The organism is Pseudomonas sp. PB120 (assembly GCF_009761815.1).
Lineage (GTDB): Bacteria > Pseudomonadota > Gammaproteobacteria > Pseudomonadales > Pseudomonadaceae > Aquipseudomonas.
Genome location: NZ_RWIN01000017.1, coordinates 50,754 through 65,338, shown reverse-complemented (window position 1 = coordinate 65,338; position 14,585 = coordinate 50,754). Strand labels below are relative to the sequence as shown.

General features: G+C 59.6%; 12 protein-coding genes. All 12 read right to left on the bottom strand.

Annotated features, from left to right (window positions below; all coding sequences use genetic code 11):
• Positions 1-95: 95 nt before the first annotated feature.
• Positions 96-3,149 (bottom strand): efflux RND transporter permease subunit, encoded by a 3,054-nt coding sequence (locus EJA72_RS02330; RefSeq protein WP_157709928.1) that lies wholly within the window; start codon positions 3,147-3,149, stop codon positions 96-98.
• Positions 3,146-4,213 carry an efflux RND transporter periplasmic adaptor subunit gene (locus EJA72_RS02325; RefSeq protein WP_157709927.1) on the bottom strand — a complete coding sequence of 356 codons (1,068 nt, stop codon included), beginning with the start codon at positions 4,211-4,213 and terminating at the stop codon, positions 3,146-3,148. The genes EJA72_RS02330 and EJA72_RS02325 overlap by 4 nt, the downstream gene beginning before the upstream one ends.
• Positions 4,210-5,313 carry an efflux RND transporter periplasmic adaptor subunit gene (locus EJA72_RS02320; RefSeq protein ID WP_157709926.1) on the bottom strand — a complete coding sequence of 368 codons (1,104 nt, stop codon included), beginning with the start codon at positions 5,311-5,313 and terminating at the stop codon, positions 4,210-4,212. The genes EJA72_RS02325 and EJA72_RS02320 overlap by 4 nt, the downstream gene beginning before the upstream one ends.
• A gap of 487 nt (positions 5,314-5,800) precedes the next feature.
• Positions 5,801-6,523 (bottom strand): RHS repeat-associated core domain-containing protein, encoded by a 723-nt coding sequence (locus tag EJA72_RS02315; RefSeq protein WP_157709925.1) that lies wholly within the window; start codon positions 6,521-6,523, stop codon positions 5,801-5,803.
• 229 nt (positions 6,524-6,752) lie between these two features.
• On the bottom strand, positions 6,753-7,619 hold the full coding sequence (locus EJA72_RS02310) for a transporter substrate-binding domain-containing protein (protein ID WP_157709924.1): 867 nt from the start codon (positions 7,617-7,619) through the stop codon (positions 6,753-6,755).
• Positions 7,616-8,398: an amino acid ABC transporter ATP-binding protein gene (locus EJA72_RS02305; RefSeq protein WP_157709923.1), complete on the bottom strand. Its 783-nt coding sequence runs from the start codon at positions 8,396-8,398 to the stop codon at positions 7,616-7,618. The genes EJA72_RS02310 and EJA72_RS02305 overlap by 4 nt, the downstream gene beginning before the upstream one ends.
• Positions 8,395-9,054 carry an amino acid ABC transporter permease gene (locus EJA72_RS02300; RefSeq protein WP_157709922.1) on the bottom strand — a complete coding sequence of 220 codons (660 nt, stop codon included), beginning with the start codon at positions 9,052-9,054 and terminating at the stop codon, positions 8,395-8,397. The genes EJA72_RS02305 and EJA72_RS02300 overlap by 4 nt, the downstream gene beginning before the upstream one ends.
• Entirely contained in the window at positions 9,035-9,700 is a 666-nt protein-coding gene (locus EJA72_RS02295; RefSeq protein WP_157709921.1) for an amino acid ABC transporter permease, read from the bottom strand. Before EJA72_RS02295 ends, EJA72_RS02300 begins: the two co-directional genes overlap by 20 nt.
• A 648-nt stretch (positions 9,701-10,348) precedes the next feature.
• Entirely contained in the window at positions 10,349-11,131 is a 783-nt protein-coding gene (locus EJA72_RS02290) for a MetQ/NlpA family ABC transporter substrate-binding protein (RefSeq protein ID WP_157709920.1), read from the bottom strand.
• Between the two features lie 272 nt (positions 11,132-11,403).
• Positions 11,404-12,327, bottom strand: a complete 924-nt coding sequence (locus tag EJA72_RS02285) for a sigma 54-interacting transcriptional regulator (RefSeq protein WP_157709919.1) — start codon at positions 12,325-12,327, stop codon at positions 11,404-11,406.
• A 58-nt stretch (positions 12,328-12,385) separates the two neighbouring features.
• Positions 12,386-12,967 carry an alpha/beta hydrolase gene (locus tag EJA72_RS02280; RefSeq protein ID WP_157709918.1) on the bottom strand — a complete coding sequence of 194 codons (582 nt, stop codon included), beginning with the start codon at positions 12,965-12,967 and terminating at the stop codon, positions 12,386-12,388.
• Positions 12,968-13,455: 488 nt separating this feature from the next.
• On the bottom strand, positions 13,456-14,529 hold the full coding sequence (locus EJA72_RS02275) for a fatty acid desaturase (RefSeq protein ID WP_157709917.1): 1,074 nt from the start codon (positions 14,527-14,529) through the stop codon (positions 13,456-13,458).
• Between the last annotated feature and the right edge of the window lie 56 nt (positions 14,530-14,585).

Genomic DNA, 14,585 nt, shown 5'->3' with positions numbered 1-14,585 from the left:
AGCAGGCTCGCTCCCACAGGAAACCGGGTTTGCGTGAGCGACTCGGTCAACTGTGGGAGCGAGCCGGCTCGCGATTAGAGCGCGAAGCGCTCGCCTTACTGCGCCCCCTTCTTCGGCTCGCGAATCTTGTACCAGGCGACGTAAAGCGCCGGCAAAAACAGCAGCGTCAGCAACGTCGCAATAATGATCCCGCCAATCATCGCGTACGCCATCGGCCCCCAGAACACTTCCCGGGCAATCGGGATCATCCCCAGGCTCGCCGCAGCGGCCGTCAGCAGAATCGGTCGACGTCGATGCTCCGTGGCCTTCGCCACCGCATCCCACGGGGCAAGGCCCTCCTTCTCCAACGCATCGATCTGGGTTACCAGAATCACCGAGTTGCGGATGATGATGCCGATCAACGCCAGAATCCCCAGAATCGCCACAAAGCCCATCGGCGTGCCGGTCGGGATCAGCGCCAGCACCACGCCAATCAACCCCAGCGGCGCAACGCTGGCCACCAGGAACAGCTTCTGCACGCTGTGCAACTGGATCATCAGGAAGGTCGCCATCAAAAACAGCATCAACGGCACCACCTTGGCAATCGGCCCTTGGGCCTTGGCGCTTTCCTCCACGGTGCCGCCGGTGGCGACTTTGTAGCCGACCGGCAACGTAGCGGCGAAATTGTCGATAGCAGGTTTGAGCTGTTTCACTAGGTCAGTCGGCTGAATCTCGTCCCGCACGGCGGCCTTGATCGTGATCGTCGGCTTGCGGTCACGGCGCCAGACCAAGGGTTGCTCCAGTTCATAACGCACCGTGGCAAAAGCCAACAGTGGAATCGACGTGCCGCTGGGCGTGACGATTTGCAGGTTCTGCAAGGTTTCAGGCGTGCCCCGCTCCGCGTCTTCCGCGCGACCGACGACGTTGATCAAATAGATATCGTCGTCGACCTGAGTCACCGGCGCACCGACGACGATGCTGTTCATCAGGTTCGCCACGTCCTCCGACGACAGCCCCAATTGCCGGGCCTTGTCCTGGGCGATGTCGATGCGCAGTACTTTGCCAGGCTCGTTCCAGTCGTAAATGATCTCGCCGATGTGGGAATTTTTATCCAGCTCGGTGGCCAGCGCGATGGCGTGTTTGCGCACCTGATCGATGTCGTTGCCGCTGACCCGGTACTGGATCGGACGCCCGACCGGTGGGCCCATTTCCAGCGCCTGGACGTAACTGCCGATGCCGACGAATTCCTTGCGCAAGCGCTCACGCAAACGCTGGCTCAGCGCAACGCGTGACTCCAGGCCTTTGCTCACGATGATCAACTGCGCGTAGTACGGGTTCTGCAATTGCTGGTCGAGGGGCAGGTAGAAACGGATCGCCCCTTCGCCGATGTACGTGCTCCAGCGCACGATGTCCGGGTCGTCCTTGAGCGCTGCTTCGAGCTTGTCCACCGCCTTGCGCGTTTCGGCAATCGAAGCGTTTTGCGGCAGGTTCAGGTCGACGAGAATTTCCGGACGGTCCGAGGACGGGAAGAACTGGTTCTGCACGAACTGCATGGAAAACACCGACGCCACGAACAGCGCGATCGTAATGCCGATGGCCCACCAGCGATTGCGCATGGCCCAAAACATCCCGGCATTGAACGCCCGGCCGATGCGACCCGGTTCTGCCGAATGCGGTTTCACGTTGGCGCTGAGAATGTGCACGCCGATCACCGGGGCGAACAGCACCGCGACAATCCACGACACGATCATCGCCACGGCAATCACCGCGAAGAGCGTGAAGGTGTACTCGCCCGCCGAACTGGCGTTGAGGCCGATCGGCACAAAACCGGCGACGGTCACCAGGGTGCCGGTCAGCATCGGGAACGCGGTCGAGGTGTAGGCGAATGTCGCCGCCTGCTCCTTGGTGTCGCCCATCTCCAGGCGAGTGACCATCATTTCGACCGTGATCATCGCGTCATCCACCAGCAGGCCGAGGGCGATGATCAAGGCGCCCAGGGAAATCCGTTGCATGGTGATGCCGCTGTATTCCATGAACAGGAAGACCATCGCCAGCACCAGAGGAATGGAGCACGCCACCACCAGGCCGGCGCGCACGCCGAGGCTGACGAAGCTGACGATGAGCACGATCACCACCGCCTCGAACAAGGCGCTGGTGAAGCCGCCGACGGCTTTTTCCACCACTTCGGCCTGATCGGAAACGGTGTGCACGCCGACGCCGACCGGAAGGTCTGCGGTCAGGTCGGTCATGCGCTGGTGCAGCGCCTTGCCGAACACCTGAATGTTGCCGCCCTTCTTCATGGCGATGGCCAGGCCGATGGCCGGGTGGCCGTTGTAGCGAAACTCCGGGGTCGCCGGGTCGACGTAGCCACGGCTGATGTCGGCGACGTCGGCCAGTCGGTAGAAACGATCATTGAGCCGCAGGTTGACGTTGGCCAGGTCTTTCTCGGACGCGAACTGGCCCGAGGTGCGCACGGAAATCCGCTCGGGACCGGCCTCGATCACCCCGGCCGGAGTCACCGCGTTCTGGGCTTGCAGGCTCTGCACCACCTGGCGCTGATCGATGCCCAGCGCCGCCAGTTTGCGGGTGGAGAAGTTCAGGTAAAGGACTTCGTCCTGCTCGCCGATCATTTCGACCTTGCCCAACCCCGGCACATCACGGATCTGGGCACGCACCTGTTCCACGTAGTCGCGCAACTGGCGCATCGACAAGCCGTCCGCCGTGAAGGCGTACACCGAACCGAACACATCACCGAACTCGTCGTTGAACCCCGGCCCTTGCAGGCCTTTGGGGAAGTCGCCGCGAATGTCGTTGATCTTCTTGCGCACCTGGTACCAGATTTCCGGGATGTCCTTGGCGCTGGTGGTGTCGCGCAGGTACACGAACACCGTGGACTCGCCCGGGCGCGTGTAGCTTTTCACGTAGTCGAGGGAGTCGAGTTCTTCGAGTTTTTTCTCGATGCGGTCAGTGACCTGCTTGAGGGTTTCTTCCTGGGTCGCGCCCGGCCAGCGCGTCTGGATGACCATGGTCTTGATGGTGAACGAAGGGTCTTCCTCGCGGCCCAGGTTCAGGTACGAGAACACGCCCATCAGCAGCGCGACGAACATCAAATACCAGACAAACGACTGATGTTTGAGGGCCCATTCGGATAAGTTGAAACTCCCTTTCATTGTGGGCTGTCCTCGTCGACTTTCACGGATTGCCCGGGTTTCAGGCTATTCACACCGGCACTGACCACGTGCTCGCCCGGCTTGACGCCGTCCGCCAGCACCACGGTGCTGTCCGTGCGACTGATGACGTTGACGTCACGGGGCGACACGGTTTTGGCCTGTGGGTCGATGACCCAGATTCGCGACTTGCCCTCCACCTCTTGCAGCGCGGTGGCGGGCAGTTCGATACGCGGTTTGATCGCGGAGCTGAGGGTCACGCTGATTGCCGTGCCGAGGCGAAAGCCCAGTGGGGTTTCGGCCAGGGTCAGGCGCGCGCGCCGGGTGCGGGTGGCGCTTTGGGCCTGGGGTTCGATTTCACGGAGGGTGGCCGTGGTGTTGATGGCCGGGTCCAGTTGGGCGGCGACCTGGAACACCACGTCTGGCGGCAATTGGTCGACCAGCGTGTCTGGCAGGTCGATCACCGCTTCCTTGATGTCCGGTTGCGCCAGGGTCACCACTTGCTGGCCGGCGGTCACCACTTGCCCGGCTTCGGCGTTCCACGCGGTGACCACGGCTTTGTGGTCGGCGCGCAGCTCGACGTAATTGAGCTGGTCCTTGGCCTGTTCGACCGCTGCCTGCGCCTGATCGAGGGAGGCCTGGGTGGTTTTGAGGTCGGTCTGGGCGACGTCGAGCTGGGCTTGTGCGCCCACGCCGCGATCGAACAATTCCTGCTGGCGCCGAGCGTTGGCCTGGGCGTTGATGAATTGCGCCTGGATGTTCGCCAGATTGCCCTGGGCGGAGCGCAACTGGTTCTGTTGGTCGGTGGGGTCCAGCGTGGCGAGCAAGGCGCCTTTATCGACTTCGGCCCCCACATCGACGGCGCGGCTGGCAATGCGGCCCGGCACCCGGAACCCGACATTGCTTTCATAGCGGGCCTGGATACTGCCGGCGAAGCGGCCGAGGTTTTCCTCGGCCAGCGCTTGTACCTTGATCGACAGCACCGGGCGTACCGGCTCGGGCGGCGGTTCTTTTTTCGAGCAGGCCACCAGCATCACACCGGCGAGCACCAGCACCAAACGCTTCATGGCTGGGCTCCCACTTGCAAATCCTTGTAGGTGTTTTCGGCGATTTCCACCAACACGCCGGGGTGCAGCAGCTGGCCGCCGGCGATGATGACTTTTTCGCCGCCGGTCAGTCCGGCGCTGATGATGACTTTGCCGGTCAGGTAGCGGCCGACGGTGACCGATTGGAGTTGCGCCTTGCCCTCTGCGTCCACCAGCCACACGGCCGGTTCGCTGATGTTTTTGGTCAGCGCGGACCAGGGCAGTTCCACCGCGGATTTCCCCGGGGTCTTGGCGGTGGCGCTCACGACCGAGCCGAGTTGCATGCCGTCCGGCAAACCGTTGAGGGTGACTTTGACCTGTACGGTGCCGGTCTGCGCGGACACCGCCGGGGTGATTTCCCGAACGGTGCCGGTGGTTTTGATCGCGGGGTTGTCCAGCAGGCTGACCACGATCGTTTTATCTTCCGGCGCCTCGGCCAGCAGCGATTCGTAGACGTTGAACACGGCATCGCGCTCACCGTCACGGGCCAGGCTGAAAATCGGCACGGTGGCCTGCACCACCTGGCCGACTTCGGCCTGGCGCGCGGTAATGACGCCCGGCGCATCGGCGATCAGCGCGGTGTAACTCAGTTGCTCACGGGCGTTGGCCAGTTGCGCCTCGGCGGCGGTCAACGCGCTCTGACTACTACGCAAAGCAGCTTGGGCCGAATCGAATTCGCTTTGACTGGTGTAGCCCTTGGGCAGAAGTTTTTGCTGGCGAACGAAGGCGGCAGCGGTCTGTTTGACCCGCGCCTGTTCCGCAACAACCTGGGCCTGGGCCGAGTCGACGCTGGTTTGCAGGTCCTTGGGGTCGAGCCTGGCCAGCACTTGCTTGGCCGACACCCGATCACCGACATCGACCGCGCGCTGGATAATCTTGCCGCCGACACGGAACGACAACTCGGTCTGCACACGTGCCTGGACATCGCCCGTGAGGGTCACGGATGCCGCGTAATCAGCCGGTTTGACCTCTTGCACAAACACCCGTGGGCGGTCTTTTTCGGCCTGGGGCTTATCGCCGCAAGCGCTCAGCAAAGCCACGAGGCTCAGGCCGATCACTGTTTTCAATCCGGGACCAGCCATGCAGACTCCTTTGCGTTGTACGGACGGGACAGTGACGTTACGACTGTGAGCTTAGAACAGGGTTCCAAGGGCGCACCTGACCACCGTCAAATAAACCAGTGCGCCAGATTGATCGACCGATGTTATGCGATGTTCTAAATGGAATGACGGCGAATATTTCTGATATTCCTGAAAAACGTTCGATCGCTACCTTCTAGGAATCTTTCAAAGCCAATGGGTGCGGGTGTGAGCGGCGGAGCCGAGGGCTCGATAGTCGACAAAGACAGGGACGAACGACGGGATCCAGCAGGCGTTGCCGCTGGGATTACCTGCCCCTTATTCTTCACAAAACTCCTCAGACCGGCTTCAGTCCCGGGGGCTTTCGCCGCCCAATAAGTAACCCCTCTCGATACGAACGCCAACGCAGTCAGCCCTAAAGAAACGTACCCCAGTATTTCGGCCGCTTTAGTGTCCTTGGTGATCGCCGCAACGGCGCTGGCTATTCCCGTCAAAGCTGTTGTAAATATCGCACCACTGGCCATGACCGTACTGACTGCCGCAGTGGCCTGCCTGGCTGGCAATTTTCCCACTGCCCCCATCTCAATGCATCCTTGGCTAATTTATAGGAGGGGATGACAGGGGACATCCCTAGCCGTGTGTTCGACAGGCCCAAGAGACTCGTGAATAAACGGCCAAACTCGGCAAACCGCCCCGTCGGATCAGTAAAATTTACGGGGTCGCCCAGGCAATACGCATAAGGATTGAGCCCACCCCGCCCGAACGGACTTAAATGGTCCGGGCCGTTGAAGCGCATCAAGACAGGGTTAAATGCCCGGTGACCATTGCCCAACAAATAATGCCCGGTCACCGGATCAACCGGTTCGCCGGCAAACCCCGACAGGCTACCGGAACCCCGTTCAACCCACCGATGACCGTAAGCCGTATAGACCTGCTGCACCGAGTCTGCGGCATCGGTGACTTGCAAGACTGAACGCTGCTGGTCGGTGGTCAGCAACTGACAATCCAGGTTACCGAAGGCGCGTGCTTGCCGCGCCAGCAGTTGCGATTCGTGCCGCAATACACGCTGACTGGAGGCGCCTTGAAGCTCGCTCACCAGATGGTCTCGACAGTAAAAACGCTGCTGATTTTCTTGCCCTACACGGTCAGCCCCGGCCAATTGATCCAGAGCATCATAGCGGTAGCGACATATCAGGTTTTTTGACTCGCTCATCAGCGATCCCCCCATTTCAGTGCATGGCTTGAGCTTGCACCGGTCATGGCGTTCACACACCTAGTAGAACTGCTAGGTGTCAGATGGATGAGCGTGTGAATGTCGCCGGATCAAGCGGCGCCTGAAAGTTTTTCGCGAGCTGGCTCTCTCCCACAGGGATCACGTGAATCCTGTAGGAGCGAGCCTGCTCGCGAAGGCGGCAGTGAAACCGCCGCAAAAAATTACAGAATCACCCCTGCCACTTCCCACCCTCGACAATCACGCTCTCAGGCTTGGTGTCATCGCTCAATTCCTTGCGCACATATTGGTCGTACAACTTGAGCAGGAATTTCTCTTCACCCAATTTCGCCAGCTCTACGTTGACCCAGTCACGCAGCTCGACGTTGCCCTTCTTCACGGCCGGCGCAATCGGTGCTTCGGCGCCGAGTTTCTGGTCGAGCACCCGGTAGCCAGGGTTCTGCTTGGCCCAGCTGAAGAGCACCAGGTTGTCTTGCGCATACGCATCACCGCGACCGTTGGCCAAGGCTTGCAAGGACTCGGAGTTTTTCTCGAATTTCAGCAGTTTCCAGTCCGGGTGGTTCTTGGTCAGCCAGAGGTCCGCCGTGGTGCCGATGGTCACGATAGTGGTGCGGGTCGCCAGGTCATCCAGTTGCTTCACACCGCTGGCATCTGGCACCAGCGCCTGCACCGCGACCTTGAGGTTCGGGTGGGTGAAATCCACCGCGTCCTTGCGCTCCGGGGTGACGGTCATGTTGGCCAGGATCAGATCGACCTTGTCGCTTTGCAGGAACGGAATCCGGCTGGCCGGCTCCACCGCGACAAACTCGACCTTGTTTTCATCACCCAGCAGGTCCTTGGCAAATTGACGGCCGATGTCGGTATCGAAACCGACGTAGCGCCCGGCCTCATTTACAAACCCGAACGGCGGCTTGTCCGTAAAGACACCGACGATCAGCTTGTCCCGAGCTTTAATTTTTTCCAGGTAGCTGGCGCTGGAGGCCACAGGCTTGGTGGGCTCTTGGGCTTTGTTGCAGCCGGCAAGCAATGCGAGGCCGAGCAACGGCAGGAGAAAGAGTGAAGACTTGGCAGTTTTCATGGCAGTTCCAGTTCCTTTGTTTGAGTCGTTTTGGGTAGTGCGGCGACGTAGGAGAATTTCTCCAGGAACTGCTGCGCTCGTGCGGTTTGCGGGTTCGTAAAGAAAATCTCGGGAGGGTTCTGTTCGAGGATTCGCCCGGCATCCATGAACACAATTCGGTCAGCCACGGCACGGGCGAAGGCCATTTCGTGGGTGACGATCAACAGGGTCATGCCCTCGCGGGCCAGCCCCTGAATCACTTCCAGCACTTCCTTGACCATCTCCGGATCAAGGGCGGCGGTGACTTCGTCGAAGAGCATGACGTTGGGGTTCATGCACAGCGAACGGACGATGGCGATACGTTGCTGCTGGCCACCGGAAAGCTGACGCGGGAAGGCGTCGCGCTTGTCCGACAGCCCCACGCGCTCCAGAAACGCTTCAGCCTGGGCACGGGCTTCAAGCGGTTCGCGCCTCTGCACTTTGAGCGGGCCCAGCAGCAGGTTGTCGAGCACGCTCATGTGCGGGAACAGGTGGTAACTCTGGAACACCATGCCGATCTGCTGACGCACCTCGCGCCAGTCGGTGCCCTTGTCCAGCAGCTCGCGTCCGGCAAATTTCAGGCTGCCGCTGTGGGCGACTTCCAGGCCATTGAGGCATCGCAGCAAGGTGCTTTTGCCGCAGCCGCTGGGGCCGAGGATGACGATGACTTCGCCGGGGTTCACCGTCAGGTCGATGCCGTTCAGCACCTGCTGCTCGCCGAAAAACTTGTTGAAGCCTTTGAACTCGATCAATGCACTCATGCTTGCGTCCAGCGCCGCTCCAGCACGCGCGAGGCGGCTGACAGCGGGTAGCAGATGAAGAAGAAAAACAGGAACAGGGCGCCGTAGATCAGCACCGATTCGTAAGTGCGCTCGATGATCTGCTGGCCGACCTTGATCACGTCCACCACGCCGATCAGCACGGCCAGGGAACTGGTCTTGATGATCCGCGTGTAAACGTTGATGGTCGGCGGGGTCATGCGTTTCAGCGCTTGAGGCAACAGCACGTAGCCGTAGAGTTGCGGGGTGTTCAGGCCAAGCGACAACCCGGCCTCACGCTGCCCGCGCGGCAACGAATGCAACGCGCCACGCACCACCTCGCCGACCTCGCTGGCGCCCCACAGCGACAACACCAGCACCGCGCACCAGAAGCTCGGAATGCTCAGGCCAAAGAAGATCGGCAAGCCGAAGAACAGCAGGTACAACCAGACCAGCACCGGAATCGCCCGGAACAGTTCCAGATAGACCCGCAAAATCGCGTTCAGCCATTTCACATTCAGTGTGCACAACACGCCATAGAGCACGCCGCCAAGGGTGCTGATGGCGATGCTCAGAAAAGAAATCGACAAGGTTTGCGCCGCGCCTTTACCCAGTTGCGGCAACGACACCCAGAGCAACTCAAGACCCGAACTGGCCATGCTGGAGCCTCCTTTCCAGACGGCTGAGCAGCAGCGACAGCGGCAAAAACAGGAGGACACAAATCAGCGTCAGCACGGCGAGCATTTCGTAGGTTTTGTAATACAGCGCGATGTAGCTCTTGGTGGTGTAGAGAATTTCCGGTACCGCCACCGCCGAGACCACCGTGGTTTCCTTGAGGAGGAAAATGAAATTGGCGAACAGCGAAGGCAAGCTGAGAATCCCGGCTTGCGGCAGGATCACGTAGCGCAGCAATTGCCCGTGGGACAGGCCAATCGACCGGCCGGACTCCAATTGCGCCTGAGGCACTGCGTCCACGCCTGCGCGCAGCACTTCCGTGAGGTAGGCGCCGCCGAGGAAAGTCATGGTGATAATCGCTGCCGTGAAACCCGAGACCTTGATGCCCAGCGCCGGCAAAGCGAAATAGACGAAGAACAGCTGAGTCAACAGCGGCGTGTTGCGCGCCAGTTCGACATAGAGGCCGACCAGGCGCTGCAAATAGGGTGTGCGGAACACCAGAATCGTCGCGTTGAGCAGCGCCACCAGCAGCGACGTACCGATGGCGATAAAGCCGACCTGCAGCGTCACGCCCACGGCCTTGAGAAACGCCGGCAAGGTGCTGAGGATAAATGCGTAATCGAAGTTCATTGAACATCCTGGACGTCGCGGGGTAAGCGACGGTGGTGCAGGTCCATGGGCAGTGGATAACAGCCCGACAGGCACCGACTTTAAAGGTATAAAAACAAGAATTTAAATACCGTTAAAGCATATTGATATCACTCAAAAAACTATCCTGCGGATTTGCCGGGGCGGCGGAAGACGACTATTTTCCTTTGCGCCGTAGGAAGGATCTTTTTTTCAAATTGCCCCTCCAAGGACGGACAACTTTTGGCCAGACTCCCCGGCCGAACACTCACAAGGAAGCGAAAAATGGCTGATGTAAAAGTGCCGCAACGGATGAATCCGCAGGACATTTTGAAATTGTTGGTGGCATTGCGCAGGGCGTTGAATGCCAGGGCGGCCTGAACGATCTTGAGGTAAATGAAGTCTGTGGTCTCCGTGGCGAGCGAGCTTGCTCGCGCTGGGGTGCGAAGCGCCCCTAAAACTGCGCACGCGATATGCCTGACGTACCGCATCGGTTGTTTGCGACTGCTGCGCAGCCGAGCGGGACGGTGCGGCGATCCGACAAGCTCCCTCGCCACAAAAGCCCCAGCTTCAAAAGTTGCGGACACAAAAAAACGCCGACGCTGTTTCAGCCGTCGGCGTTGGAAACCTTGAAGGGGTTTACCTCGCGAATCAGAACGCCGGCAGTACCGCGCCGCTATACTTCTTCTCGATGAAGGCTTTCACTTCCGGGCTGGTCAATGCCTTGGCCAGTTTCTGGATGGCAACGCTGTCCTTGTTGTCCGGACGAGCTACCAGGAAGTTCACGTAAGGCGAATCTGCGCCTTCGATTACCAGTGCGTCTTTGGCCGGGTTCAGACCCGCTTCCAGCGCGTAGTTGGTGTTGATCATGTCCAGGTCAACCTGGTCCAGAACGCGCGGCAACATGGCGGACTCAAGTTCCTTGAACTTGAAGTTGTGCGGGTTCTTGGCGATGTCTTTCGGCGTAGCCAAGGCGTTTTTCGGGTCTTTCAACTCGATCAGGCCAGCCTTCTGCAGCAGGATCAGGGCACGACCGCTGTTGCTGCCTTCGTTCGGGATCGCGATGGTCGCGCCGTCTTTCAGCTCAGCCAGGGTTTTGACTTTCTTCGAGTAGCCACCGAAGGGTTCAACGTGAACGCCGATCACGGTCACCAGGTTGGTGCCTTTGCCTTCGTTAAAGCTTTTCAGGTACGGCAGGGTCTGGAAGTAGTTAGCGTCCAGACGCTTCTGGTCGACCTGCACGTTCGGCTGAACGTAGTCGGTGAAGACTTTGATTTCCAGGTCCACGCCTTCTTTGGCGAGGGTTGGCTTGATCAGTTCCAGAATCTCGGCGTGTGGAATCGGGGTCGCCGCAACCACCAGTTTCTCGCCAGCCTGGGCCAGGCCTGCAGCCAGGGCAGCCGCCAGAGCGGTGAACAACAGAACCTTTTTCATGCAGTGTCCTTATCGAAAATCACGGTCGCCAGCGGCGACGGCTAAATATGAAGGTGCCGGCGAAATGCTATCGCTGGCGTGACGCGGACAATACCGGGATTTTTTATTCCCGAACAATATCTTTTATTCACTTTCATATTCCATTTTGTTCATACCGCTCTAGCGCGCGCATTACCCTGTAGGAGCGAGCTCGCTCGCGATAAACGAAAGAACAACACGGGCATCCAGAAAACCCGCGTCATCGTTGACGACCATCGCGAGCAAGCTCGCTCCTACAGGAGGCCGGCGTCCTTAAGTATCTGTTTCACAGCGTCTTTTTCGGCGTCGGAACCCTTGGTGAGAACCTGTTTGAGTTGATGTTCGATGCCCCCCAGCCCCTCATCAGGCAGATTCAAATGCTCCGGCAAAATCTCGTCACCGGTACTCACCAACAGCGCAAAGTGAATAACGTTTTCCAGCTCCCGGGTGTTGCCCGGCCAACTGTGCCGCTCCAGTACCTGCTGCGCCGCCTCGCTGATCAATGGCACGGGCAGGTCCAGGCGTTGACTGTAGATACCGAGAAAGTACTCGGACAGCGAAAGAATATCGCCCACCCGCTCACGCAATGCCGGCAGTTCGAGCTGACCTTCGCTGAGGTAGTGATAAAGCCGTTCATGGAATTTTCCGGCGGCCACTGCCTGGGCCAGATCGATGCTGGTCGCGGCCACCAGACGCACGTCCACCGGGCTCGGCTGGTGCGCGCCGACGCGCGTGACTTCATGGTTCTCCAGGGCCGCGAGCAACTTGATCTGGATCGGCAACGGCAAGTCGCCGATCTCGTCCAGATACAGGGTGCCGCCATTGGCCGAACCGAACCATCCGGCACGGCTGCTGGCCGAACCGCTATAGCCGCCGGCGGCATAACCGAACAATTCTGCGTCGGCGTAGGTCGGGCTGATCGCGCCGCAATTGACCGAGACGAATAAACCGCCGCGATCGCTGGCGCGATGGATGTGGCGCGCCAGCAATTCCTTGCCGCTGCCGGTCTCACCGCGAATCAACACCGAGATCGCGCGCGGGGCCAGTTGCTCCAGCTCCTGGCGCAATTGCCGGGAGCGCGGATCGACGAACACCAGCGCCTTGGCGCGGATGCTCAGGGGACTTTTTTCTGCGTCTGGAAAGGTCAGCAGCGGCTGACCGAAGGTTTCGAAACTCATGGCAGGCTCCCGCCCAAAACCGCCGGGAGACGGGGGCGATGTTAAAAAAAGAAAAGGCTCAAGCGCGGCGCAGGGCGTGATGTTCCATGCGGTTTTGCAGGCGATAAAGGTAAGCGAAACCCTGCTCCCAACGCTGGTGACCGGACTTGACGTTGATGTGCCCCGCCCCCGACAGAATCCCCGCCTCGGCGCCCCAGTTGCGCGCCAGTTCCAGCGCTCGCGGCGCACTCACGGCGCTGTCGTTGTCGGAGCTGACGACCTGGCTCGGGAAGGGCAGCAGGTGTGTCGGGATCGGTGCGAAATTGCGCAACGCAGGCACACAGGCCGGGCGCTCGACATCGGCGGGAGCAACCAGCAAAGCGCCGCGCACCTGACGTAAAAATTGCAGAGGCGCCGTGGCGGCCCAATGGGCGACGGTGATGCAACCCAGGCTATGGGCGATCAGGATCACGGGCGTGCTGTCGGCGGCAATCGCCTCGGCCAGTGCCGCCACCCAGTCTTCACGTCGCGGGGTGAGCCAGTCATCCTGCTCCACCCGTGCGCTGTTCGGCAGGCTGTTCTGCCAATGGCTTTGCCAATGATCTTCTGGCGATCCTTGCCAGCCCGGCACAATCAGGTAGCGAATTGATTCGTTGCGCATGGGGGAACTCTCCTTTCTGCGTGTCTGTTCCCGAGCAAGTATAGGGAGGAGAGTTATATTCGTTAAGGAATAAGAAGCTATTTATTAAGACCTATATCGCATATACAACACAATCTATGTAGGAGTGAGCCTGCTCGCGATGAGGCCGTGTCAGTCGACACACAAGTTGAATGACACACCGCTATCGCGAGCAGGCTCACTCCTACGAGGGTCATCGGCCAGCACATTATTCGGGGCAAAAAAAAGGGACCGCACCCTGCCAAGGAGACGGCCCCGGAAACTCAAAACCTGTTAGCGCAAAATCAACGTCGCTGAGCGCAATGATTGGCTGAAACGCTTATCTTTTAAAGGAATATTTAATTACTTTAATAGACGATAAACGCATATTCATTTCATACGCCCGGTGACTTCCTGAGTCACAACATATCGACCTAATGGGTCAGATTGATGACCAGCGCCGACGCCGTTTTGAGTTTCATCTTCATCCTTCAAGCCTGAGCCGTACGCACTTTCTGGACTTCAGTCTTGTCCTTGCGCACAAACCGGTTCGCCCGGCCAAACGTGCCGAAATCATTGAACCGCACGCCCATCTCGCGCATCACCTTATGCGCCACCGGCACGGTCATCTGGCGAATGTAAAACGGTTCCTTTACGACAAAGTGATGGATCCCGTGGCTGCTGCCGAAGTTGAAGCAGAACGCCTGCATCGGCCACATCCACCAAGGGTTAAGCACCTGCGTCTGCTGCATGACGTTGCCGGGCTCGACGTCACCGTAGTAGTGCATGTTGGAGCTGACAAAGTGCAGGCAAAACGTGCGCAACACATTCGGCCCGATGATCACCACGGCCGCGATATCGATCACCTGCATCACCGACAACGTGGTCGCCGACCACTCGATCGGCGCGCCCAGCAAGTGCGCGACGCCGTTGGCAGCATGGAATCCGAGGAACACATACCACGCGCCCCAATGCACCAGCGCCAGTGGCGCGTAGACCTTGAGCGCACGCTTGGCGATGCTGATTTTTTGCGCGGCGGTTTTAGCCCGCAGCATACGGATGAACGCCGACATCACGTTGTCGCCGACCATCAGCAACCTGGCGAAACCCCAGGGTTCGCCGTTGGTGATGGCGCGCTCTTCCATGTCGGTTTCGGTGCCGGATACCTTGTGGTGATTGAGGTGCAGATGGCGGCGAATCCATGGGTTGATCGTGCTCGGCCGTGCCAGCCAGACCAGGCCCATCATCAGGTTGTGCGGTACCCGCTGCTTGCGGAAATACATGGAGTGGATCAGGTCGTGCTCCAGTTCATGGGTCAGCGACGCGAAAAAAGCGTTGAGCAACAGGCACACCCACCAGGCCATCTGGCCGGTCATGTACAGCGCTGACGAGCCGATCATTCCGGCCAGGGCGAAGGCCAGAATGCCGGCGCCGACGGCGTCCTGATGGTTGAGTATCGGGTAGCGCTGACGCAGTTCGACGCCCTTGGCCAACACCACTTCGCGAATATGCGCTGATCGCTGCGCTGCATTCAGTCGCTGGGGACTTGCAGAAGTACCGTGCATGCTTCCATCCTCTGGTTATTGATGTTCGCATCCTGCCCTGAGAACCTTCCCGGGAC